General features: G+C 66.4%; 19 protein-coding genes and 1 pseudogene. 6 read left to right on the forward strand and 14 right to left on the reverse strand.

Features of this window, described 5'->3' with window-relative positions:
• Positions 1 to 27 precede the first annotated feature (27 nt).
• The 7 genes from ENKNEFLB_RS17880 to ENKNEFLB_RS17910 form a co-directional block, all read right to left on the reverse strand.
• Complete coding sequence (locus tag ENKNEFLB_RS17880) at positions 28 to 1125, reverse strand: hypothetical protein (protein ID WP_214056605.1); 1098 nt, start codon at positions 1123 to 1125, stop codon at positions 28 to 30.
• Between the two features lie 112 nt (positions 1126 to 1237).
• A complete protein-coding gene (locus tag ENKNEFLB_RS17885) occupies positions 1238 to 1594 on the reverse strand; it encodes a hypothetical protein (protein ID WP_214056606.1) in 357 nt (118 codons plus the stop codon).
• 80 nt (positions 1595 to 1674) lie between these two features.
• Positions 1675 to 6516 carry a DEAD/DEAH box helicase gene (locus ENKNEFLB_RS17890; protein ID WP_214056607.1) on the reverse strand — a complete coding sequence of 1614 codons (4842 nt, stop codon included), beginning with the start codon at positions 6514 to 6516 and terminating at the stop codon, positions 1675 to 1677.
• A 246-nt stretch (positions 6517 to 6762) separates the two neighbouring features.
• Positions 6763 to 7317 carry a hypothetical protein gene (locus ENKNEFLB_RS17895; RefSeq protein ID WP_214056608.1) on the reverse strand — a complete coding sequence of 185 codons (555 nt, stop codon included), beginning with the start codon at positions 7315 to 7317 and terminating at the stop codon, positions 6763 to 6765.
• 20 nt (positions 7318 to 7337) lie between these two features.
• The gene (locus ENKNEFLB_RS17900; protein WP_214056609.1) at positions 7338 to 8306 is read right to left on the reverse strand and encodes a hypothetical protein; all 969 of its coding nucleotides are present in this window, start codon (positions 8304 to 8306) and stop codon (positions 7338 to 7340) included.
• A gap of 371 nt (positions 8307 to 8677) precedes the next feature.
• Positions 8678 to 9160, reverse strand: coding sequence for a hypothetical protein (locus ENKNEFLB_RS17905; RefSeq protein ID WP_214056610.1), 483 nt, complete (start codon positions 9158 to 9160; stop codon positions 8678 to 8680).
• The gene (locus ENKNEFLB_RS17910) at positions 9157 to 9963 is read right to left on the reverse strand and encodes a hypothetical protein (RefSeq protein WP_214056611.1); all 807 of its coding nucleotides are present in this window, start codon (positions 9961 to 9963) and stop codon (positions 9157 to 9159) included. Before ENKNEFLB_RS17910 ends, ENKNEFLB_RS17905 begins: the two co-directional genes overlap by 4 nt.
• Before the next feature lie 41 nt (positions 9964 to 10004).
• On the opposite strand from ENKNEFLB_RS17910, the pseudogene ENKNEFLB_RS17915 reads away from it, so the two are divergent.
• Positions 10005 to 11225: pseudogene (locus tag ENKNEFLB_RS17915) on the forward strand (IS3 family transposase).
• Positions 11226 to 12155: 930 nt separating this feature from the next.
• Here the strand turns inward: ENKNEFLB_RS17915 and ENKNEFLB_RS17920 are convergent.
• The gene (locus ENKNEFLB_RS17920; protein ID WP_214056612.1) at positions 12156 to 12593 is read right to left on the reverse strand and encodes a hypothetical protein; all 438 of its coding nucleotides are present in this window, start codon (positions 12591 to 12593) and stop codon (positions 12156 to 12158) included.
• Between the two features lie 193 nt (positions 12594 to 12786).
• Here ENKNEFLB_RS17920 and ENKNEFLB_RS17925 point away from each other — a divergent pair, with 193 nt between their 5' ends.
• Entirely contained in the window at positions 12787 to 12927 is a 141-nt protein-coding gene (locus ENKNEFLB_RS17925; RefSeq protein ID WP_214056613.1) for a hypothetical protein, read from the forward strand.
• A 6-nt stretch (positions 12928 to 12933) separates the two neighbouring features.
• On the opposite strand, the gene ENKNEFLB_RS17930 is transcribed toward ENKNEFLB_RS17925, so the two are convergent.
• Complete coding sequence (locus ENKNEFLB_RS17930; protein WP_214056614.1) at positions 12934 to 14022, reverse strand: hypothetical protein; 1089 nt, start codon at positions 14020 to 14022, stop codon at positions 12934 to 12936.
• A gap of 172 nt (positions 14023 to 14194) precedes the next feature.
• On the opposite strand from ENKNEFLB_RS17930, the gene ENKNEFLB_RS17935 reads away from it, so the two are divergent.
• Both ENKNEFLB_RS17935 and ENKNEFLB_RS17940 read left to right on the forward strand, forming a co-directional pair.
• Positions 14195 to 14407: a hypothetical protein gene (locus tag ENKNEFLB_RS17935; protein ID WP_214056615.1), complete on the forward strand. Its 213-nt coding sequence runs from the start codon at positions 14195 to 14197 to the stop codon at positions 14405 to 14407.
• A gap of 1 nt (position 14408) precedes the next feature.
• Positions 14409 to 15314: a hypothetical protein gene (locus tag ENKNEFLB_RS17940; RefSeq protein ID WP_214056616.1), complete on the forward strand. Its 906-nt coding sequence runs from the start codon at positions 14409 to 14411 to the stop codon at positions 15312 to 15314.
• Between the two features lie 333 nt (positions 15315 to 15647).
• On the opposite strand, the gene ENKNEFLB_RS17945 is transcribed toward ENKNEFLB_RS17940, so the two are convergent.
• Positions 15648 to 16097 (reverse strand): hypothetical protein, encoded by a 450-nt coding sequence (locus ENKNEFLB_RS17945; RefSeq protein ID WP_214056617.1) that lies wholly within the window; start codon positions 16095 to 16097, stop codon positions 15648 to 15650.
• Positions 16098 to 16287: 190 nt separating this feature from the next.
• Between ENKNEFLB_RS17945 and ENKNEFLB_RS17950 the strand changes: the two genes are divergently transcribed.
• Positions 16288 to 17067 carry an isocitrate lyase/PEP mutase family protein gene (locus ENKNEFLB_RS17950; RefSeq protein ID WP_214056618.1) on the forward strand — a complete coding sequence of 260 codons (780 nt, stop codon included), beginning with the start codon at positions 16288 to 16290 and terminating at the stop codon, positions 17065 to 17067.
• A gap of 4 nt (positions 17068 to 17071) precedes the next feature.
• Here ENKNEFLB_RS17950 and ENKNEFLB_RS17955 read toward each other — a convergent pair whose 3' ends face one another.
• Complete coding sequence (locus tag ENKNEFLB_RS17955) at positions 17072 to 17278, reverse strand: hypothetical protein (protein WP_214056619.1); 207 nt, start codon at positions 17276 to 17278, stop codon at positions 17072 to 17074.
• Positions 17279 to 17499: 221 nt separating this feature from the next.
• Here ENKNEFLB_RS17955 and ENKNEFLB_RS17960 point away from each other — a divergent pair, with 221 nt between their 5' ends.
• Positions 17500 to 17868 (forward strand): VOC family protein, encoded by a 369-nt coding sequence (locus ENKNEFLB_RS17960; RefSeq protein ID WP_214056620.1) that lies wholly within the window; start codon positions 17500 to 17502, stop codon positions 17866 to 17868.
• A gap of 22 nt (positions 17869 to 17890) precedes the next feature.
• Here the strand turns inward: ENKNEFLB_RS17960 and ENKNEFLB_RS17965 are convergent, their stop codons facing one another.
• The 3 genes from ENKNEFLB_RS17965 to ENKNEFLB_RS17975 form a co-directional block, all read right to left on the reverse strand.
• On the reverse strand, positions 17891 to 19267 hold the full coding sequence (locus ENKNEFLB_RS17965) for an MFS transporter (protein WP_214056621.1): 1377 nt from the start codon (positions 19265 to 19267) through the stop codon (positions 17891 to 17893).
• A 19-nt stretch (positions 19268 to 19286) separates the two neighbouring features.
• The gene (locus tag ENKNEFLB_RS17970; RefSeq protein WP_246535644.1) at positions 19287 to 20069 is read right to left on the reverse strand and encodes a crotonase/enoyl-CoA hydratase family protein; all 783 of its coding nucleotides are present in this window, start codon (positions 20067 to 20069) and stop codon (positions 19287 to 19289) included.
• 77 nt (positions 20070 to 20146) lie between these two features.
• Positions 20147 to 21385, reverse strand: a complete 1239-nt coding sequence (locus ENKNEFLB_RS17975; RefSeq protein WP_214056622.1) for a sensor histidine kinase — start codon at positions 21383 to 21385, stop codon at positions 20147 to 20149.
• Between the last annotated feature and the right edge of the window lie 4 nt (positions 21386 to 21389).

The following is a 21389-nucleotide window of genomic DNA, read 5'->3' on the forward strand; positions in this document are numbered from 1 at the left end:
GGCAGCTTCGCGGAGGTAGTGCCACTTCTACTCCTCCGCCACGGGCGGCGGTGTACCTCCGGTGGCGGTGATGAAGTCGGCCATCGGGAACCAGTTCCGGTTCCCTGGCAACGCACCTTGCCGCACCTCGTAGCTCACGGTGCGCCACGCCCCGCTGGCGATGTCGGACGCGAACGAGGTGCCGGTGAGCCCACCGGACCTGCCGATCTGGTCGAACTGGTTCGAACCCTCGGCGTGGGCAGCGACGATCGCCTCTCCGGTCAGAACGTCGTCTGCGTTCTTCCCACCGGTGCCTAAGCGGGACTGCAGCTCGGGGTGGCGAGCAAGTGCGACCGCTAGGGCCCGGGCCCAGTACCGGGGTCCGACGATGTCGTAGCGCTGCAGGACCTGTTCCCAGGTGACCACCGGGTACTGCAGAGAACCCACTCGCTCTGCCAAGGGCTCGGGAAGGAGAAGGACGTGCCGGACCCGTAGCGGGTCAAGTCCACGGGTGGTGGCCCAGTAGTCGACCAACTTCGCCTGACGACCCATCTGCGCCTCGAGCGCCGAGGCATTGGGGTTGTGGAACATCTTGGCCTCGACAGCGACCAGCCAGTCCGGCCCGGCGATGACGACATCGGGTGTGTCTGCGTTGAGGAGGTCAGGCCAGGCCAGTTTGTCGGTGTCGGTGAAGACAGACTCAGCGAAGCCGTACTCGGTGTAGAAGGTGAGCTCACGCATCGTTTCGAGGGACTTCTCGATCGACACCTCCGGAAGACCGCAGAGTTCGAGGAACCGGTGGAGGTGAGCAAAGCCGTCGCTCGCCACCAGCATGGGCAGCACCGTGCCGGTGTAGTAGCGCTCCTTCCTGTTCAAGGGCAGCCACGTCGGGTCACCAGCGGCGTGACCCGCGACCAGGTCGACAGCTCGAGATGCCGGTTCGAGCCCCGCTGCGTGCTGCCGGGTCCACCTCACCCGCTCGGCGGTGACCTCGAGCAGCTCGGCCAGGTCGAACTTCGCCTCATCTGAAAGCGAACCGTTCCACTCCCCGGTAGCGATCTGCCGGGTGACGCCCCCGTCGCCGAACACCCGCTCAGCCATCCGCTCGAGCAACGCACCCGCTTCGGCGAGGCGTTCGTCAGACATCCCCATCATTCCTCCGTGGTCGACTGCCAACAGTGGACCACCTAGCACCGACGCAACGCCTGCGAACCAGCGATCGGACTGTTGGTCCAATACCCGGATCGGATGAGGCTGACTACGTCTGGACTTCCTCCACCCGCCCATCGAGGTCGACCACGTACACCGCGACACCTAGCGCCTTGCGAACGTCCCTGGACACCCGGCATGCCGCTGCACGTGCCTCGTCGGGCACGACCACCGCGTAGGTCACCGGCTTGTCGTCCTTTACGTCCATCCGCCGGAGCAGTTGGCCGTACATCGTGTCCACGTCCAAGCCGACCTCTGTAGTGCGCCCCTTCGCCTCAGCGATAAGGCGCGCGTCTCCCCGACTGGCAACTATGTCAGCGAACCGCACCTCCGTCTGGACGACCCAACCCTGCAACCGGAGCCACTTGCTGAAAGCGCCGACAACACGTGCCTCATCACCTCTCACGGACGCCCGCCCTTCCGTTGAATACCTGGTGCACGCTCAGCCCCTCCTAAGTCAACAAGGCCATGCCCGGCGCACATCCGTCACACCTCCTGGACTACCTCCAGCGCAGGGAGGCTGTCCACAATCTCCATGGTTTCCACCGAGACCGTCACCACTCGCGCAAGCAGGTCAAGGATGTGGCGCGGGTCGCCGACCTCCCGTGACCAGTCGTTCGGGTCGTTGACGATGCCTGAGACCTTGTCGGTCTTGACGTAGTAGCGGTCGATGATCCAGTCGACCGCCGACCTGCTGCCCACCATGTAGCGGTAGACCTCAGCCGGTATCCCCGACAAGGTGATCCGGTCGTTGTAACGGATGACGCTGCGGTCGTGCCGCTCCCCAGCCGCCTTGGCCTCGGCGCTAGGTGTGCCGAACCGCATTCTGGTCGCCCCAACCGCATAGAAGCGGTAGGACGCCTCGTCTCCGTCAGTAACCGGAGCGGCATCCAAACCGACGAGCGGGTACGGCTGCACCGCGTCATAGTCAAGGTGTAAGTCACACAGTGCACGACCTGCATCAGCGAATGCCCGCGCGTCGCTCGAGGCCGCAACAAGCGGGATGCGGGGCAGCATCTTCTTTAGGTCGGCAGCAAATCTCGCACGGTAGTCGGGTGAGTGGAGCAAGCCGTAGCAGTAGAAGAAAACGTCGTCCTTGGTCCACACTTCGCCGTAAGCCGCCCGCCACCGGGCTAAGGCCTGGTCGGTCACGTTGTCCTTGCGGTGGTACCCGTTGACAACGTCTTCTTGGTCACCGAAGTCGAGGGCCCCGCCGTCAACTGAGGTCCAAGTCCAGCGCGGGAAGAACTGCCCGTTCTGGCCTGCACCCAGCGCCTGGACATCAACGATGCGGTCTGCCGCCAGCAGCGCAAAAGGCGAGGTCGCGCCCACACCAACGGCGTAGAACCCAAGGTTTGGTCGGTCTCCGCCTGACCCGAACAAGTCAGCTGTCCGACTTGGGAAATCGTTGAGCAGAGGGTCGACGTATAGGTTCTGTCGAACGAATGGTCGATACATGACCTGTCGGAGGCGGCCACCATCCACCTTCAGCGGCCTGCCCCGCGCAGCATGTGCTCGCAGCGACCTCGACCAACTGATCGCAACTGGATCGCCCTCGGCCTCGAGCCCTCGACTCAATCTCTCGGACGCACGAGAGTAAGAAGTGATTAAGCGCGAAACCTGGGCGAGGAGTCTGGATGATCCGAATCCGTAAACCCAAGCATCACGGTTGCTCTTGAGCCCGTTCGAGACGGTCTCTAATACGGCGTCAGCGTTTCCCTTCGCGATCAACGGCACGAAGGTCATAAAGTTACTGTCACGCTGGCCAAGCCAATCGCCGTGCTCGTTAGGATCGACAGATACGGACGGCAATCCCCCGATGCCCGTCGCCTCAGCCACTCGGGATAGTTTTTGCTCGCGGCTCAGGTATTCACCGATATCCGTGTATCGAACTATCGCTGGGCCGGTGCGACCACTCTTCTTGACAAGCACGGTGATCGCGACCGTGGCCCGCGAGCCCCCACCGAACACCTTGCCCCCTTCTCGACGCGACTGCTCGCCTGCGGTGCGTTGGTTGCCGCGAAGATTGAAGACGTAGATAGAGGAGAACTCCTCGGCCAAGGTTTTTCTCATGCCGTCGGCGACGTTGGAGTCGAGCCAGCCACCGTTTGTGACGTAGGCGACGACACCCTGGTCGCCTACCCTCAAACTGGCCCACTTGATGGCCCGAATATAGGAGTCGTATAGCGAGTTCTTATTTGTCGCGGTTGAGCGCGCCGCGTAAGTGGCCCGGATCGCATCGTCGATGCTCGGGTACTTCACATTCGCGTTGTCGTCGTTGGCTGCGTCTTGGCCGACCGAGTAGGGCGGGTTGCCAACGATGACGGTGATCGGCAACCTTCGCTGGCGCTCGATTCGTTCGTGGTTAGCCGGAAAGATATCGAGATCGTCGCGATCACCGTCCTCGTAGGACTGGAAGGTGTCAGTGAGCACCAGTCCGGGGAACGGTTCGTAGGCGTCGGCACCCACACTGCTGCGCGAGCTGCCGCCTTCGGAGAGGGCAGCGTATGTGCTTTCGATGTTGACTGCGGCGATGTAATAAGCAAGCAGCAGAATCTCGTTGGCGTGCAACTCGCTGGCGTATTTGCGCGCCAGATCATGCGGTTTGATGAGACCCGATTGCAGCAGCCGAGTGATGAAGGTGCCAGTACCGGTGAAGCCATCGAGTACGTGTACGCCCTCGTCGGTAAGGCCGCGTCCGAACTCTTCGCGCATGATGTCGTCGGCGGAGTTCAAGATGAAGTCGACGATCTCGATCGGCGTATAGACAATCCCGAGCCGGTCTACGGTCTTACGGAACGCGCTCGCGAAAAAGTTGTCATAAAGCTCCACGATCACTCGCTGACGACCCTCCGCTGAGGAGACTCCTTCGACCCGGCGGCGCACTGAGGCATAGAAGCGATCCAGGTGAGCCTGCTCGGCATCGAGGTTATGCTCGTCCAAGCTGGCAAGCATAAGTTCCATGGTGCGCGCCACCGGGTTGCTCTTCGCGAAGTCGTATCCGGCGAACAGGGCCTCGAAGATAGGACGGGTGATGAGGTGCTGGGCCAGCATCTCAATAGCTTCGTCGGCGGTGATGTTGTCGTTCAGGTTGCCCCGCAAACCCTCAAGAAAGGCCGCGAACTCCTGCGCTGGGGCGGAGTCCTCATCTGCCAGCAACCCCCGAATGCGAATGATGTGCGCTTGGGCAATATCGGCAATGTCGGACGCCCACCTCTCCCAGTACTTGCGCTCACCGACCTTCTTGACGATGCGAGCGAACATCGCGTCGCGAAACTCATCGATGTCGAATGGCAAACTCAACTGTTCGCTCCCCGGCCTTTTCTCAACCGGTTCAGTCCCAATCGGGTCGTTCTCTGGTGGCGGGGTGACAAGGTCGACGATCACGCGGTCCGGGGTGGTGGTCTTGTTGAGCTCGATCTGGTTGATCATGGCGTGGAAGCGCTCGTCGTGGGAGCGGAGTGCCTGCAGGACCTGCCAGACCACCTGGTAGCGCTTGTTGTCGTTGAGTGCCTCCGACGCGCTAAGCCCGGAGGGAACCACCACCGGCAGGACGATGTAGCCAGACTGCTTCCCTGGAGCTTTACGCATCACGCGGCCGACCGCTTGAACAACGTCTACTTGCGAGCCACGCGGCGTCAAGAACATCACCGCGTCCAGCGCTGGAACGTCTACGCCCTCGGAAAGGCACCGGGCGTTAGTCAACACCCGACAGGTGCCTTCATCGGGGTCGCCTTTGAGCCAGGCCAGGTGTTTGTTGCGTTCTTGGACGCCCATCGTCCCGTCCACATGTCGCGACTCGATCCGGGTGCGGCGTTGGCCCTTGTCGGTGTCACTGTCGATGGCTCGGTCCACCAGGACCGGGAAGGACTCGGTGGCTTGCTTGGAGGTCTTGATGTCCTTCGCGAATGCCACCGCCCGTCGCATCGGCTGCGGATCGCTCAGGCGCTCGTTGGGGTCGACGTAGCGCTTGGAGAGCCCGTTCCAGCAGCCCAGCAGCTTGGCGGCATCGCCCAGGGCAATCTCTCCGGAGGTTGCCATCGCGGTCTGAAAGTTCGCGGCGACGTACTCCTCGTCGACTGCCAGGACCAGCACCTTGTAGTCCGTAAGCAGATCGGCCTCAACGGCGTCACCGAATCCAAGGCGGTGCAGTTCAGGGCCGAAGACAGCTTCGTCGTTCATGTCGGCCAGCACGGCCTCGGCTTCGGCGGCTTTGCGCTTGACCTCTTCACCAAACACTCGCGGTGTGGCCGTCATGTACAGCCGCTTAACACCATGTATGACGTTGTTGTCGTGAATCCGAACGAAGTGGGACTCGTCCGAGTCCGACAGCGTCACCCCGGTCGTCCGGTGCGCTTCATCGCAGATGATCAGGTCGAAGTCTCCAAGGCCCTGCTGCTGAGCTTCCGCGATCACGTCGATGGACTGGTAGGTCGAGAAGACCACCGTCATCCTCGGCGTCGAATGCCGACCGACACCCATCCGCTCCACCAACCGGGTGGCGTCGGTGGTCGCAGGCTCGGTGAGGTCGATTGTCGAGATTTCGCCCTCGTCGGTGCTCTTGCGCCCGACCCGAACGTCGGAGCAGACCGCGAACGGGCGTAGGTCGACCGCTGACTCGGCCATCCACTCGCGCAGCGTCTGCGAAAGCAGCTGGATACTCGGCACTAGGAACAGCACGGTGCCCCCCGCGCCGACCATCTCCTCAGCGATCTTCAGGGAGGTGAAGGTCTTGCCCGTGCCACACGCCATCACCAGCTTCCCTCGGTCAGCCCCGACTAACCCTCGGCGTACATCATCGAGAGCACGCCGCTGGTGCGGCCGTAGTTGCTTTGGCCCGACGGGGACCAGGACCTCGGGTGTCGTCCACGAAAACTGGTCCCAGTCGACCCTGGCCTCGTCGAGGTAGGCCAAGTCGACGCGCTGTACAGGCACCGCCTGGCGGCCCGCGGTCTCCACCGCGTTGGCGTTCCAGTTGTCTGCGGTGTCGAAGAAGTAGCGAGAGACAAACTCCGTGCCCCCGGAGGCAGACAGGAAGGTGTCCAAGTCGCCCTTAGAGACCTTGTGCGTCGCGGCATAGAACTTGCACTGAATGGCCGACAGGCCCGCGCGGTCTCGGTGCCGGGCGACCAGGTCGACCCCGGTGTCAGGCCGACCCTCGCGCCCCGGCCAGTCCGACCACAGCCACACATCGGAGAACCGGCTCGACCACTCCGGATCGGTTCGCAGAAAGTTCAGGATCAGGCGTTCGAACTTGTCACCCTTGTCCCTTTCGTCCAGGGACTGGGCCCGCAGGTCGTCGAGGACATCATGAATGTTGGTCGGCACGTCAGCATCTTGCCTCACGTGCAGGCTTTGCAGACGCAGCAATCAAAGCGGCGGAGACGGAATGCACACTTCACGATGGGAACTATGCGTGGTCGGAGTTGTCCAAGTTTACCGACGGCTCGCACGCAGCGTACGAGCGCCGCAGAATCGAGCTGGCTTGCGTCGAGAGACCCGTGACCGGACCCTCAGACATGTCACCCAGGTCAAAAGCGGTTACCCTCCTCGGGCCGCCTCGCTACGCCGGACCTAGTCGCGGACTGAACCGCTGAGTCTGTCGCTCACCCTATTGATGTAGAGGTAGGAGTCGTACAGCTTGAAGATGACGAGCATGAAGAGCATCGCGATGTGAAGACCGATCGCCACCACGATGCCGCAGCTCAAACCGGTCAACGACCCGTCGACCTCGTTTGTAGTCGACTGCCCGGCGACCACCGCGATCAGACCGGCGACGGACCAGAAACTTGCAACGAGGACGTGCGTCACTGCCTCGTCCAGGGATTCTCGATCGGACTCCTCAGTCTCCCCGAACGGGCGCGATCGTTCCGTGAGTCGTTCGCGCCACCCCGCGATCTGAGCGAACACGGCAAGCAGCCCGCCCACCAGCAGCGCGAGCCCAGCGAGGATGGCATCTGGGCTCTTGATCGCGAACCCTGACAGACCTGCAACGAGTCCCGCCGCCAGAGGGACCAGGTACACCAGGACCCGCCCCACGAGGTCCGCGCGGGTCGCCGCTCCGGCGCGGAGCGTCAGCGCTTTCCACTGCCCGCGGAACAGGTCGCGCGGGTCAAGCCGGTCGCTCATGGTCCGCCTCCGCCGTCATCTCACCACTCTACGTCGAACCCGAGGCTGCCAGACAGCACCGACAACCGGCTCATGATCTCGGACTTCCACTTCTCGGGCGTAGTCCGAGAGTCGCCCGTTGGGTAGATGAATACGTCGTCGATCTGTGAGGGCTTAATCCGGTGACCCGTTTTCGAGTCGGTGAGGTACACGTCAGCCTCGTCTGGGTCCAAGTCGCTGACACCGGCGATCTCTGAGAGGACTGCGACGCTCCCCGCCTTGGCCTTCTTGTCCCCCGCCACCCACTTCTTGGCTTCGGTGAGGAGGTCGCTGCGCTCATCGGACCTGTCAAGCTGGGCCACGATCGTCAACGGGCTCTGGTAGCGCTTGCCGCTGCTCGACTTGCCCTTGCGTTTGAGACGTATCTCAGCGCGCTTGCTCTCGGTGATGAGCTCGGTCAGTCGTTTGTCGTCTGACACAGCAGTCAACTTGAGACGCCACCACGGCCCATTCCCCGCGTTCACCTTTGACTGCTTCCCGAGCCACTGCGCGACGGCCAAGCCGGGGCAGGAGCGGTCTACATCTTCTGCGATCAGTAGACCCGTGTCACCAGCCTTCGGGAGCAAGAGTTCAACACGGAAGGGGTAGGACGGCGCGGTTCCCGCGATGTCGATGTCCTGCGGACGCCCGATGGCAAGATCGTGACCGTCCACCGACCCATATCGCACGTTGGTCGACAGGTGCAGTGTCCCGGGGTGCGCGTAGTCGATCCACTTGATCGCGCGGTGGCCTCGAGCCGACGGTGTCTCCGGGGTGATGTCCGACCCGTCGGCGGCATTGCGCAGAGCTGGCATCGCCCACCGTGTGCTGGTGTCCTTAGCCAGGTCGGCTAGCAATCCCGTGAGCCAGTCCGTCGCCGGTTTGCCACAAACCGGCTCGGTGAGGTCAAGCGGACTTCGTCCAAATCCCTCGTGCAGTTGGAGGTAGTACATCCGGAAGCCGTAGCCCATGCGCTCAATCTCCGCGTCTCGTCGTGTTCAAAGCCCCAGGCTAGTCGCGAGGAGTCACAGCCAGCGGGGGTGCGCTCGAGCGCGTGTTGCGCTCTGAGATCCTCGGCCTGTAGGGCGCAGCTCTCCCGGTCGTAACTGTCGATAAGAAGTCAGCCCAGAATCACCCGGCTTAGATCGCGGTGCCCCACTTTCACCACCCTTCGCGCTTGCCGCCCTGGCTCAGATACTCACCCGACTTGTCGAGTGCCTGTTGGCCCAAGCGCTCTAACCTCGAAACGGTGAGGAACCAGGTTGTCGACTCCCGGCGTCCCCTACGAAAGGTGAAGCTCGGACCGCGACGTGATGGGATTCGTTATCCGATACGCCCACGCTCACTCTCCGCAGTTGTCGCATGCCCCGGCCACGGAGAGCTCGAGATGACAGCGCGGACAGGCGCGGACCACCTTCCCGCTTGTCGTCGACGTGCTGGCTTGCAAGCCACCAGCGGTCGACAGCAGGACGCGGAGGCCGCTGGCGGTCGCCCCAAAGGCATCCCGCTCGAAGTCCACTAGGCCTGGGAACATACCGGGGTCAGGACTGGCCTCCCCCACGGTGTAGGGCCACTCGATGTGTCCCCGATGGATGATCAGGATGCGCCGCCAGCCATCACGGGTTCGCCAGTTGCTCGCATTGTAGTTCTGCCTATTGAGCTCCCCGTACCGCTCCGCTGCGATGTAGCCGCCTGACGTTGGCATGTACAGGACGCTGTTGGGTGGCAGGGCGTCGATCGCGGCGGTCACTAGCTCGCGGTCACGCTTGGTCCAGTTTGTGTTCCACCTGAGGGCCTCGAATGTGCTGATCTCGCGGCGGTTCATGACGGGAGGTCGTCAACGCAGTGGCTTAGGACCCGCGTAATCTCAGTGAGCTGGTCGAGGAGTGCCTGCTGCATCGCGGCACCGCCCACTCCCACCGGCACGGTCAACGGCATCCATGTGGTTCCGTCAGTAAGTAGCGCCGCTCGTCCCGGGTATACCTCCTCGAGAAGTCGCCCAGCACTTTCGGCGTTGTAGGTGCCTCGATGCACTCGCACCCAGATCCAGGACGGAACCCCTAGGTGTTCTGGGGAGCGACGTACCCCGACCCCGATGCAGGTCTTGTCGGGGTTTACCTCGACGTACCGCATCCATTCGAAGTCAGGGTCTTGAGTTCGAGAGGGCAGAACTCTGCGGCCGTCGTTGCTCAAGGCGGACGAGGCGAGGGCCACGACGCGGACCAGGTCTGCGTGGCGTGCGGCGCACTTCGTGTCGAGTTCGGCCTGGGTGAAGGGCTTAATGTCGAGCGCTTCCGAGACCTGGATCAGTCCTCGAAGCTGCTCGAGGTCGGGATTTGCTCCGAGCGATGCGGTCAAGGCTGCAAGTACCTGGTCGTAGCTCCAGACCGTCATCAGCAGGTCGTGGTTGTCCGACCTCCGGGCCTGTGCAATGACGTCCTCGGCCTCACGACGACGGTGCTCGGGCACCAGCACAACCATGAGAGACCTTTGCCCGTCAACATCCGACCTTCTAACCAGGTCATCGGCATAGGTGCGCACCTGCTGCACTGAGAGCTCGTGTCCGAGCTTGGCCTCGACGACGACGCGCGGGTGGCGGAACGGGTCTGCCCAGACTTTGGTTGACACCTGACCTGTGAGGATCCGTCCTCGCTGGAAGGATGTCGACCATGGCGAAGGCATACCCGAAGGAGTTCCGCGACGATGTCGTGGCAGTGGCCCGTAAGGGTCAGGCTCCGTTGTCCCAGATCGCGAAGGACTTCGGGATCTCTGAAGGCACGCTGTCGAACTGGCTCAAGCGTGCTGATGTCCAGGACGGTCACCGTCCCGGCCTCACCGACGCTGAGCGTGTCGAGCTGCGTGAGACCAAGAAGCGGATCCGGCTGCTGGAGCAGGAGAACGAGGTCCTGCGCCGGGCAGCTGCCTATCTGTCGCAGGCGAACCTGCCGGGAAAATAGTCTTCCCGCTCGTCCGTGAGATGGCCGCGACCGGTGCCCGCATCAGGGTGCCGGTCGCGGTGGCGTGCAGGGTCCTGGGGCTGTCGCCCCAGGGGTACTACAAGTGGCTCAAAGACCCGGTGTCCCAACGGGACTGGGATGACGCACACGTCATCGACGTCGTGCTGGGCATCCACGCCGATGACCCCACCCTGGGCTACCGGTTCGTCGCCGACGAGCTTGCCGACGTCGGCATCACCGCCAGCGAGAACCGGGTGTGGCGACTGTGCTCAACCGCAGGGTCTTCGCCTCCCACCACCGTCGTGCAGGGGTCTTCGCCTCCCACCACCGTCGTCGGGTAAGGCCGGCAAGCCCGGTCCGGCTGTCCATGACGACCTGCTCGCGAGCGTCGATGAGGAGGGCCGGGTGAGCCACGACTTCGTGGGGGCGACCTCCGGCCCGAACCAGGTCTGGCTCACCGACATCTCCGAGCACCCCACCAGGGAGGGGAAGCTCTACCTGTGTGCGGTCAAGGACTGCTACTCCAACAAGATCGTCGGCTACTCCATCGACTCACGGATGAAGTCCGGACTCGCTGCCGCCGCGCTGCGCAACGCGATCGCCCTGCGCTCACCGGAGGGAACCATCGTGCACAGCGACCGAGGATCTCAATTCCGTTCCAAGAAGGTGGTTCGCCTGCTGAAGAACAACGGGCTGCGCGGCTCGATGGGCCGAGTCGGATCGAGCAGTGACAACGCAGCCATGGAGAGCTTCTTCTCGCTGCTGCAGAAGAACGTCCTCGACACCCGCCGCTGGGACAGCCGCGAAGAACTGCGCCTCGCGATCGTCAGCTGGATCGAAACGAAGTACAACCGCCGCCGTCGCCAACGAGCCCTCGGCAAGCTCACCCCGATCGAGTTTGAGATGATCTACGCAGCCGCAGACGCGGCCTGAGAACCATCAACCCGAGTGTCAACCAAACCTGGGCAGTCCCAACCGCCCAGTAGCACTCGAGGTCGGTGCGCGTCCGGTCGTGCGCCACTACCTCTGCGCGCCAGAAGGAGTCAGCGCCTACTGGTAGCCCGGCGGCCTCGATCAACGGTTGGAGCGGGTCGTTCTCGCCGGAGCCCGAGCACAGCCAGGCGATTCCCTGCGTCACAGCCACTTCGGCTTGGGGCAGGAGTCCCCTGACACGAAGCATGCCGAGGATCGTCTCCCGTTCCTTCACGACACCCGCCTCGCTCTGCCAAGCACTTTGTCGTTATCCACGGTGCCCTCGTTCTCCTCACGCTTCCTGGCTGTTGATGCAGTTTTGAGATGCGTCGGGGGCTCGCATGCAATGTCCTCGCGCAGCGCCCGACTCGGGGTGCCGTGCTTGGTCCTGGGCTGTGCGGCCATCTCTCGTTCAAATGACGCGTTCGGGGACAAACACATAGTCGCTGAGCCAATTCCGACCCTAGCCCTGCAGCGCAGCCGTCAGGACTGGGTAGTGAATCGCCCCGAGTCTGGTGGAGGCTCTCAACCGCTGGAGGATGAAAGTCATAGCAGCACCCAGGAAGTACCTCGACGAGTTGCATGAGCGGGCCACCAGGATGGCGGTGGAGCTGCGGTCTGATCCGGACCCCGGTGCCACCGAGTCCTTGCCCTCGTCCGCACCGCCGCTCTCCGGTCGGATCACCGACCAGGCGCTGGAGGACGAGGTCCACCCCGCAACCTCACCACACCCACTGACATCAACGGCCCCCTACAGATCCGTGTTGTCGAGTTGTAACGGTGGACCTCGTGCGGTGCCCCCGGGACCGAGGCAGTTCCGGACCTCTACGGGTAGTCACCTTGGCCGCGCGCGCAACAAGGCAGGGCGGAGGACTGCGTCGACTTGTCGTACTACATCGGGACGCTCCTGTCCCTCTCCGACCACCTGACCACCTGGCTCATGGTTGCTCTCTCTGCGCCTTCCGTGGTGTCAACGACTAAAGCGGCGAAACCTGTGTCGGACTCGGAGGAGGCAGCTTTCCTGTCTAGGCCGAGGAGGCGGATGCGACGGTCAGTGATCCGTAGGGCGGTGAGGATGGCCTCGATCTCTCCGTCCTGGATCTTCGACCACAGAGCAGCAAGTAGGGAGTCCAGGCGCTCACCCTCGATGCGTCGGAGCGTTTCCACGTCCTCGACCTCACGCTCGTCTAGCGCCTTGAAGACCGCACGGTGCGCAGACCCACGATGGGCGTAACCGACTGCCTCTGCGATGGCGTCGTAAGACGCTCCTTGCCCAGCCAGCTCTAGGGCTCGGACACGCTTCAGCCTTGCCTCCGCCAGCGTCTTCACGTTTCCTCCACTCCTTTGGTGTTGCAAGCACACCAGCAGCGTCACGTCAGCGCTTGCTCGTGGCTGCTCGCCGCCAGACTACGGCGGGACCAGCACACAGATCGAGGTGTCTGGCTGCTGCGGTGGTGTTCATCGCCACCGGCATGGAGCAGAGCCAGAACCCCGCCGGGTCATCTCGTTGTTCCTCACCGGGGTGGGCTCCCTCATCGCCTCGGTCGCTGCCCTCTTCAAGGTGGGGCAGGCGGCTCAGCAGACCTCCGACCTGGCCAACGGGACGATGGATCAGAAGATTGAGGATGGCGTGCATCGAGCGATGGACGACCGCGAGAGCTAGCGGCTACTACTCAAGAGGTACGTCGCGCCACTTGTCGCCAAGAGCCTCAGGTGATCCTGTGTCTCCTTCCGATGCCCTTCCGTTGATGGCCAACGGGTCCGGGAAGACGTTCTCGACGTAGTTGCTACTCCTGATTTCTGCCTTCAACAGAAGCGCCTTCAGCGTCTCCACGACCGGAGCCTCGACACCGCCGAACTGAACGGCGGCAAGGACACGCTCGACAGACTCCCGCTCGATCTTGTAACCATCCCGAAGGAGCGCCACCGGCACCACCAGAAACGCCATGAACCACCATGACCAGGTGAAGCTAACGATCCCCGTGATGGCGATGAGGGGAACGGTCATGCTGTACCGAAGCTCCGCCTCGCTCCTCTTGCGGTCGTAGTCGTCGTAGATCGCAGCACTCTCGACCCGAATACGAGTCACGATGCGTTCCCTTTCGTAATCCAGGGACGCCAAGATCGCCTGCTCGAAGTCACGCTGGTCGGGGAAGTCATCGAGGTTCTCCTCGATATTCCACCAGTCGCTGTCTTCGCTGGGCCGGAGAGTGCCCTTTTTCCCGCTGCCTCGAACCCACGCATCGTTCGGAAGCAGATCCAGTGGGGGGTCGCCTCGCTTTCGGGTCGTGTAGATCTTCCGAACCTCCTCGAACGCCTCATAGCGACGGTTCCTCCAGCCGTCCTCCAGACTTCTTGAGAAGTTGGCAGTGATCCCGGGATCGGCTCTTAGCGAGGAGTAGCTGATTCGACCATCACAGGCGGACGAGATCTCGTTTACCCACGCCAGGTACTCATCGAACCCAAGCTGCGCGTGCATACCGCTCGGCCCGTACTCCACCAACTGCATCCCCGGCGGCCATTGCCTGATCATCAGGATCGATCCGAGCAGGTAAGCGACGAAACTGATAGCAGCAAAGGTAGCGGTAGGGCCGACGAGATCCGCCAGGACAGCTACACGACCGGGAGCTCCTCCGTCACCGGCAGTTGGCACCAACCGCTCCTGGCCAAGAACAAGCCAGGCCGCGAGGGCGTAGAGGTAGCCCGTGACCAGTGGGGTACGGATGTCCCTGAACCCCGGGAGTAGATGCGCCAGCATGGAGCGGACCCTAGGACAAACTGCCGACAGCACCTTCCACCCTGGTCTGAGCGCTCAGCAGAGAGGCCGTGGCCGAAACACCACGGCCCCCTCTGGTTTTGTAGGGGCCTCTGGGCCCAGCGACTTCTAGGCCGTACGGTGCGGGCACCAGATCAACACCATGGGGGCAGGGATGGCAACGAAGCAGAGCAACGTCAGCAAAGTCGCGAGCTACAAGCTCGACCCGTTTATGAGCGGCGTGGTCGCTGCCCTCGTCGGCATGGTGGTGATCCTGCTCCTGCGATCTGACGGCGACGACCTCCTGCTAGCACTGGGCGTCGGGGTGGTGCTGTTCGCGCTGGGTTACCTGTCGCGACGCTTCGGCGGCAAGTCCAAGGAGGACTGACTTGTCGGACGACAAGCCGACCTGCTTCATCGCGATGCCCATCACCACGCATGAGCACGAAGCCAAGATCTATGACGACCCCGAGCATTGGGACCACGTCATGGAACACCTCTTCGTACCGGCCATCGAGGCAGCCGGGTATACCGCTATACGTCCCGCAGCCAGCGGGACTGACCTGATCCACAGCCGGATCATTCAGAACCTGGAGCAAGCGGACTTCGTCCTGTGCGACCTCAGCCAGAGCAATGCCAACGTGTTTTTCGAGCTGGGCGTGCGCACGTCGCTGAACAAGCCCATCGCGCTCGTGAGCGACTACAAGGTGCCCCTTCCATTCGACACAGCGGGGCTGAACACCCTTCCCTACGACTCAGGCCTACGCCCGTGGATGGTGGACGGCCAAGTGGAAGCCCTATCCGCCCACTTCACTGCCTCGGTGAAGGCCTGCGCTGGAAAGAACCCGCTCTGGGAGAGGTTTGGCCTCACCATGCGCGCGCAGACACCAGAGGTGAGCGAAAGCCCCACCGACGCCAAGTTGGACCTGTTGTCCCGTGACATGGATCAGATGCGTGGGGTGCTGGAGCGCTATGCGCCGCCGCCGGTACGCGCGCGCAGTTCACGGTTGGGCGAGATCACCCGTACCAACTCCGAGGTCGATACAGACGTTCGCCTGTCGAAGCGGCTGACTCAGACGTTGAGCAAGCTCGGCGTATCCGCCCGCGTCAAGATCGAAGTCACCTTGGGTGGTCGCAACGTATGGGTCCACATTGAGAACAGCCCCCTGCCGCCCGAGGTTGTCACCGAGGCGATAGACGAAGTGGCTGCGAAGTTCGAAGCGTCAAGCTTTGTGTCCCACGGAGGTCCCCCTCCGGACAGCCTCAAGAACGTCCGGGTCCAGGAACCTGACTAAGCGCTTCTACGGCGTCTCGGTAATGCGCTTCGGGCCTGACCTGTTGGACCGGCACTCCGCGTTCGAGCAGCGGCGGATCTTCGTCGGCTGAGGCGGAGCAGCCATGCGCCTGGGCGTCATGCCGTCCGCGAGGTAGACGGGCGATCCGCACAGCTTGCAGGGCGCTTCAGCCAAGTTCTCAGTAATCATGGCGAGGACGGTAAGCCTTACTGCCGACAGCATCGCCTGATCGCGACGGGATCACCTCACGTGTGAGCAAGGCCCCGTCACCCGGGGACTCCAAGTTGCTGCGGCGTTGCACGAGGGCGGCTGTATCGCCCAGGAGGCGAGCGCCTACCTAGGAAAGAACTGCCCCGAGCTCTTCAGCATGCGCTCGACCAGCTCGGTCACCTGGGCCGCGGTCAGGACCAGGTTGGTCAGCTCGTGGCGCCCGCGCCGGGCGACGAAGACCCGGCTGGGGTCGTTGATCCAGATCTCCTCGACCTCGGGGTCCTCGAGCAGCGCCTGGAGCGGCCCGAACCCCGCGATCCGGGCCACGATCTCGCCGACCATGGCCTCGGGGTCGGCGACCGGCACGACGCGACCGGTGAGGCTGCGCTCGTCGTGGGCGCGGACGACCTCGGCCGCGATCCGGCGTACGGCGCCGGCGTCGCGCTGCGGGTCGACGCCGTCGCGGCGGACCACCACACGCGCCTGCTCGTCGAGGTCGTCGACCAGCGCGGCGTGGCCCCCGGCGCGGCGCACACCGTTCCCGGAGTACGGCACGGGCTGTGTCAGCGCCATCATCACTCCCGGGTCGGGCGGTCCAGACCAGCCTGACCGTAGGCACCGGAGCAGGTCGCTGGGGAGTCCCAGGATGGGATCTGTGGAGAACCCGGGTAGTTCCACCGACCCACCGGCCACTCCGGTCCCGTCCGCCCCACGCCCCGCCACGAGGACACGGCCGCGCGGGCGTCCGTGCCAGCATCGGCCCATGACCGACACCGCCGCCAAGGCCACCGAGCTCTTCCGCCTGCACCGCGACCCCGCGCTGCTCACCGTCGTCAACGTCTGGGACGTGATCAGCGCGACCGTCGTCGCCGACGTCCCGGGCACCGCCGCGCTCGCCACCGCCAGCCACTCCATCGCGGCCTCGCACGGCTACGAGGACGGGGAGAACATCCCGCTCGACGAGATGATCGACGCCATCGGGCGGATCGCCGCCGCCACCGACCTCCCGGTCACCGCCGACCTCGAGGGCGGGTACGGCGACGCCGCCGAGGCCACCCGGCGCGCCGTCGGCGTCGGCATCGCGGGCGCCAACCTCGAGGACCAGATGAAGCCCCTCGAGCAGGCCGTGGACCAGGTCGCCCAGGTGATGCGGGCCGCCGAGGCCGCCGGAGTGCCCGACTTCGTGCTGAACGCCCGCACCGACGCGTTCGTCAAGGCCGGCGACCGGCCCCGGGCCGACGTGCTGGCCGACGCCGTCGAGCGCTGCCGGGCGTTCCTCGCCGCCGGGGCGCCGGTCGTCTTCGTCCCCGGCGTCCTGTCCGAGGACGAGGTCACCACCCTGGTCGACGCGTGCGGCCCGCAACGCCTGACGCTGATCGGGATCCCCGGCAACCTGCCGCTGGCCCGGCTCGAGGAGCTCGGCGTCGCCCGTGTCTCCTACGGCCCGCTCTCGCAGCGCGTCGCGCTCACCGCCCTGGCCGAGCTGGTCGAGGCCGTGCACGCCGGCGGCGGCGTCCCGGAGGGCACCCGCCCGCTGAACTAGGAGGTCAGGCGTGGCCGGCCTGCGGCCCGTCCACCTCGTAGTTGCGGTTGGCGTCGTCGGGCTCGACGGCGTTCTCCGCGGCCTCCTCGGTGATCTCGGCGCCGCTGACCGGGGCGCCGGCGGCGGTGCCGCCCGCGGGGACCTCGGGGGTCTCGGTGCTCTCGGTGCCGTGGGGCTCGTCGGTCGCGTTGATCGTCTCGTGGTCGCTCATGGCGGCAACGTACGCACGCCGGCGGGGTGGGCGGCCCACCGCTGCCCTGATCGGTTCGTAGTCGGAAGGAACGAAGTACGTAGCCGCACCCGCGGCACCACGTCGCCGCAGGTCAGCGGGCTGGTCCCGGTGCGCGGGACTACTTCTTTCCTTCCGGGTACGAGCCCTCGACGCCATCGAGACGTCGTTGCGGGCCTGAGCGACGAGGCCTACGGTCGCGCATGGCCATCGCCCGCTACCCGACCACCGTCCTCGACTGCGCCGACCCCGGCGCGCTCGCCCGCTTCTACGCCGCGATGCTCGACTGGACCGTCGTGGAGGACGCCGACGACGCCGGCGCCTGGTTCGAGGCGCGCGCCGAGAACGGTCAGTGCCTCTGCTTCCAGCGTGCCGAGGACTACCGCGCGCCCGACTGGCCGGGCCAGGAGGTGCCGCAGCAGATGCACCTCGACGTCGTGGTCGACGACCTGGACGCCGCCGAGGCCGCCGTGCTGGAGCTCGGCGCGACCAAGCACGCCCACCAGCCGGGCACGTCCTTCCGGGTGTTCCTGGACCCGGCCGGGCACCCGTTCTGCCTCTGCCTCTCCTGACCCACCGCGGTGCGGACGGGGCTCACGTCCGCCGCGACACCGCCACCGCGACCAGCGAGACCGCGAAGGCCACCACCAGCACGCCCACGAACGCCCCGCGGTCGGCGGCGGTGCCGATGGCGGTGAAGACCAGCCCGACCACCGCGACCGCGACGGCCGCGCCGACGGAGTCGCTGATGGTGATCGCCGAGGTCGCCGTGCCGCGCTCCTGCACCGCGGTCCGCTTCAGCACCGCCGAGGTGATCCGGGGGAACATCAGGCCCATCCCGGCCGAGGCGAACAGCCAGCCGACCCCGACGAGCAGCCCCGGCAGCGCCAGCGCGGCGATGGCCAGGATCATCGCGACCCCGACCGCGAGCAGGACCGACCCGATCCGCAGCGCGGACTCGTCGGGCAGCCGCTCCCCCAGCCGGCCCTGCACCTGCGAGGCCGTGGCCCAGCTGAGCGTGGCCACGGTGAGCACCAGCCCGCTGACCCAGGTCGCGGCGCCGTACTGCTCCTGGAGCAGGTAGGGCAGGTAGGACTCGCTGGCGAAGAACGCGCCGGCCACCAGCCCGCGAAGGCCGATCACCGACGGCAGCCCGCGCGCGGCGCGCAGGGTCCCGCGCGGGAGCAGGGGTCGTACGGCGACCAGCGCCGCGGCCACCGCGACCACGGCCGTCACCGCCCGGAGCACCCCGGTCTGGGAGCCGGCCAGGTTGAGCGCGACCACCGCGGCCGCGACCGCCACGGCCAGGGCGAGCCGGCCGGTGCCGCCCGGCCCGGCCACCGCCGCGGCGTCGGGGTCGGCGGCCTCCGGCGGCGGCACGTTCCGCAGGGTCGGGACCAGCAGGGCCAGCGCGCCGGCGGCGACCAGGACGACGCCGAGGAAGACCCACCGCCAGCCGAGGGTGTCGGCCACGACCCCCGCCAGGAACGGGCCGACCAGCCCGGGCAGCACCCAGGCGGCGGCGAACAGGCCGAGGATCCGGGGCCGGTCGACCTGGGCGTAGACCTGGGCCACGAGGACGTACAGCGCCACGATCAGGCCGCCGAGGCCGAGCCCCTGGGCGAAGCGGCCCAGGACCAGCCAGGCCATCGTCGGCGCCAGCCCGGCCGCGACCAGCCCGACCGCGAACAGCGCGACCGAGGCCAGCAGGGGGCGCACCGCGCCGCGGCGGTCGGCCCACGACCCCGCCGCGACCATGCCGACGACGCTCGCCGCGAGCGTGGCCGAGAAGGCCACCGCGAAGAGGTCCCGACCGTCGAGGTCGGCGGCCACCGTCGGCATCACGGTGGCCACCGCGAGCGCCTCGAACGCGGCCAGGAACACCAGCGCGACCGCGCCCACCGTGGCCCCGCGGTAGACCGGGTCGAGCAGCGGGGTGGTGCGGTCCCCCGCGAGGTCCTCGGTCGTCACCGGACCACGGTAGGTCGCCTCAGCGACCGGTCCAGCGCGGGGCCCGCTTCTCCGCGAACGCCGCCGACCCCTCCCGGGCGTCGTCGCTGAGGAAGACGGGCCGGGTGAGCTCGTCCTGGCGCTCCCACGCCTCGTCGAAGGTCCAGTCCGCGGCCTCCCGGGCGACCTGCTGGGTCACCCGGACCGCCAGCGGCCCGTTCACCGCGATCCGCCCGGCCAGCTCCAACGCACCGAGCAGCGCGCCGCCCTCCTCGGTGACCCGGTTGACCAGCCCGAGCGCCTCGGCGCGCTCGGCGTCGATCGGGTCGCCGGTGTAGAGCATCTCCAGCGCGACCGCGCGCGGGACCCGCTGCGGCAGCAGCACCGCGGCCCCGGCCGCCGCCACGAGGCCGCGCTTGACCTCGGGCACGCCGAAGCGGGCGGTGCGGGCCGCGACCACCAGGTCGCAGGCCAGGACCAGCTCGAACCCGCCGGCCACCGCCCACCCCTCCACGGCCGCGATCATCGGCTTGCGCGCCGGTCGCGCGGTCAGGCCGCCGAACCCGCGGCCGGGCAGCATCGGGGTCTCCCCGCGCAGGAACGCCTTCAGGTCCATGCCCGCGCAGAAGGTGCCGCCGGCGCCGGTCAGCACCCCGGCGCGCAGGTGGTCGCCGGCCTCGAGCCGGTCCACGGCCGCCGCCAACGCCTCCGCCGTCGCCGCGTCCACCGCGTTCTTCGCCTGCGGCCGGTTCAGCGTGACCACGAGGACGCCGCCCTCACGCTCCTCGACCAGCACCGGCCCGTCGTCCACGTCCTCCGTCATGTCCTGCTCCCTCGTCTCGTCCGGTCCCACTCACGTCCGATCCCGCTCACGTCCGGCCCTGCTCACGTCCGGCCCGCTCAGCGCGGCGGCAGCAGCACGCTGACCCCGTCGCCCCCGGGCCGGGGCTCCATCCGACCACCCAGGGACCGCACCAGCGACCTCGCCTGCTCCAGGCGGCCCGTCGGGTCCGACGCGTCCCCGCGGTCCTCGCGTGGTGGCGGGCTGATCCCCGACACCTCCAGCCGGACCACGGCCGGCGCCCCCACCAGCACCAGGCGTACGGGGCCCGCACCGTCACCCCTCGGCTGGTCCCGGGCCTCGGTACGGGCCTGCTCCAGCAGCACGTCGAGGACGTACTCGACCGGGCCGGGTGTCAGCGTCAGGTCGAGGTCGCCCTCCACCGCGGCGGAGAAGCCGCGACCGAGCCCGAGCAGGCCGTCGGCCCACTGCTGGGCCAGCGAGGCGGCCAGCTCCTGCAGCGGCACCTCCGCGCCCGACATGAGCGCCCCGCGGCGGGTCATCGCGACGAGGTCGGCCACGACGGAGTCGAGCTCGTCGGCGGCGGCCTGGCACCGGCGGGTGGCCTCGACGGCCTCGGCGTCGAGGCCGGAGTGGGAGAGCTCGTCGAGGCCGAGCCGCATCCTGGTCAACGGGGTCCGCAGGACGTGGGAGGCGTGCACCGAGAACTGCTGCTCCCGCGCCATCCGGTCGCGCAGCGCCGCCGCGCTGGCCTCGAGCGCAGCCGCCACCGCCTGCACCTCCGGCACCCGGGTCCGGGGCAGGTCGAGGTCGAAGCGGCCGCGGCCGAGCATCCCGGCCGCCGCGGCCAGCCGGGTGAAGGGTCGCGCGAACCACCGGGCCATCAGCCACCCGGTGGCAGCGGCCGCCAGGACGGCGAGCAGCAGGATCGCCGTCAGCGTGGGGAGGTCGACGGCCAGCACCTCCCGCCAGCCGGCGGCGGACTCCACCACCCGGACGGTGAGGTCCCCGGCCGAGGCCGACGCCTCGACCGCACGGTCCCGCCCGTCCCCCACCTCGAACGCCGGGCCGCTCGCCGCCGCCTCCAGGACGTCGCCGCGACGTACCTCGAGGCGCTCGGCGTCGTCGACCAGCTCGGCGAGCGCGGCCGAGTCCAGCGGGCGCCCGGCGTCCTCGGCGGTCTGCACGAGGTCCAGCAGGACCCGGGCCTGGGACGTGGCGTGAGCGGCGTCGTGGGCGCGGAGGTTGCCCAGCAGGTTCACGTTGCGGACGAAGCCCAGGACCGCGACCAGCAGCAGGACGAGCGCGACGAAGCCGAGGACGAGCCGCCTGGTCACGGCC

Source organism: Nocardioides aquaticus (genome assembly GCF_018459925.1).
In the GTDB taxonomy this organism is placed as follows: Bacteria; Actinomycetota; Actinomycetes; order Propionibacteriales; family Nocardioidaceae; genus Nocardioides; species Nocardioides aquaticus.

Coding starts and splice junctions, on each gene's coding strand:
- ENKNEFLB_RS17960 (WP_214056620.1), top strand. CDS start 17,500: ATGGCCATCGCCCGCTACCCGACCACCGTCCTCGACTGCGCCGACCCC.
- ENKNEFLB_RS17945 (WP_214056617.1), bottom strand. CDS start 16,097: ATGGCGCTGACACAGCCCGTGCCGTACTCCGGGAACGGTGTGCGCCGC.
- ENKNEFLB_RS17880 (WP_214056605.1), bottom strand. CDS start 1,125: ATGTCTGACGAACGCCTCGCCGAAGCGGGTGCGTTGCTCGAGCGGATG.
- ENKNEFLB_RS17895 (WP_214056608.1), bottom strand. CDS start 7,317: ATGAGCGACCGGCTTGACCCGCGCGACCTGTTCCGCGGGCAGTGGAAA.
- ENKNEFLB_RS17970 (WP_246535644.1), bottom strand. CDS start 20,069: ATGACGGAGGACGTGGACGACGGGCCGGTGCTGGTCGAGGAGCGTGAG.
- ENKNEFLB_RS17955 (WP_214056619.1), bottom strand. CDS start 17,278: ATGAGCGACCACGAGACGATCAACGCGACCGACGAGCCCCACGGCACC.
- ENKNEFLB_RS17935 (WP_214056615.1), top strand. CDS start 14,195: ATGGCAACGAAGCAGAGCAACGTCAGCAAAGTCGCGAGCTACAAGCTC.
- ENKNEFLB_RS17950 (WP_214056618.1), top strand. CDS start 16,288: ATGACCGACACCGCCGCCAAGGCCACCGAGCTCTTCCGCCTGCACCGC.
- ENKNEFLB_RS17930 (WP_214056614.1), bottom strand. CDS start 14,022: ATGCTGGCGCATCTACTCCCGGGGTTCAGGGACATCCGTACCCCACTG.
- ENKNEFLB_RS17900 (WP_214056609.1), bottom strand. CDS start 8,306: ATGGGCTACGGCTTCCGGATGTACTACCTCCAACTGCACGAGGGATTT.
- ENKNEFLB_RS17905 (WP_214056610.1), bottom strand. CDS start 9,160: ATGAACCGCCGCGAGATCAGCACATTCGAGGCCCTCAGGTGGAACACA.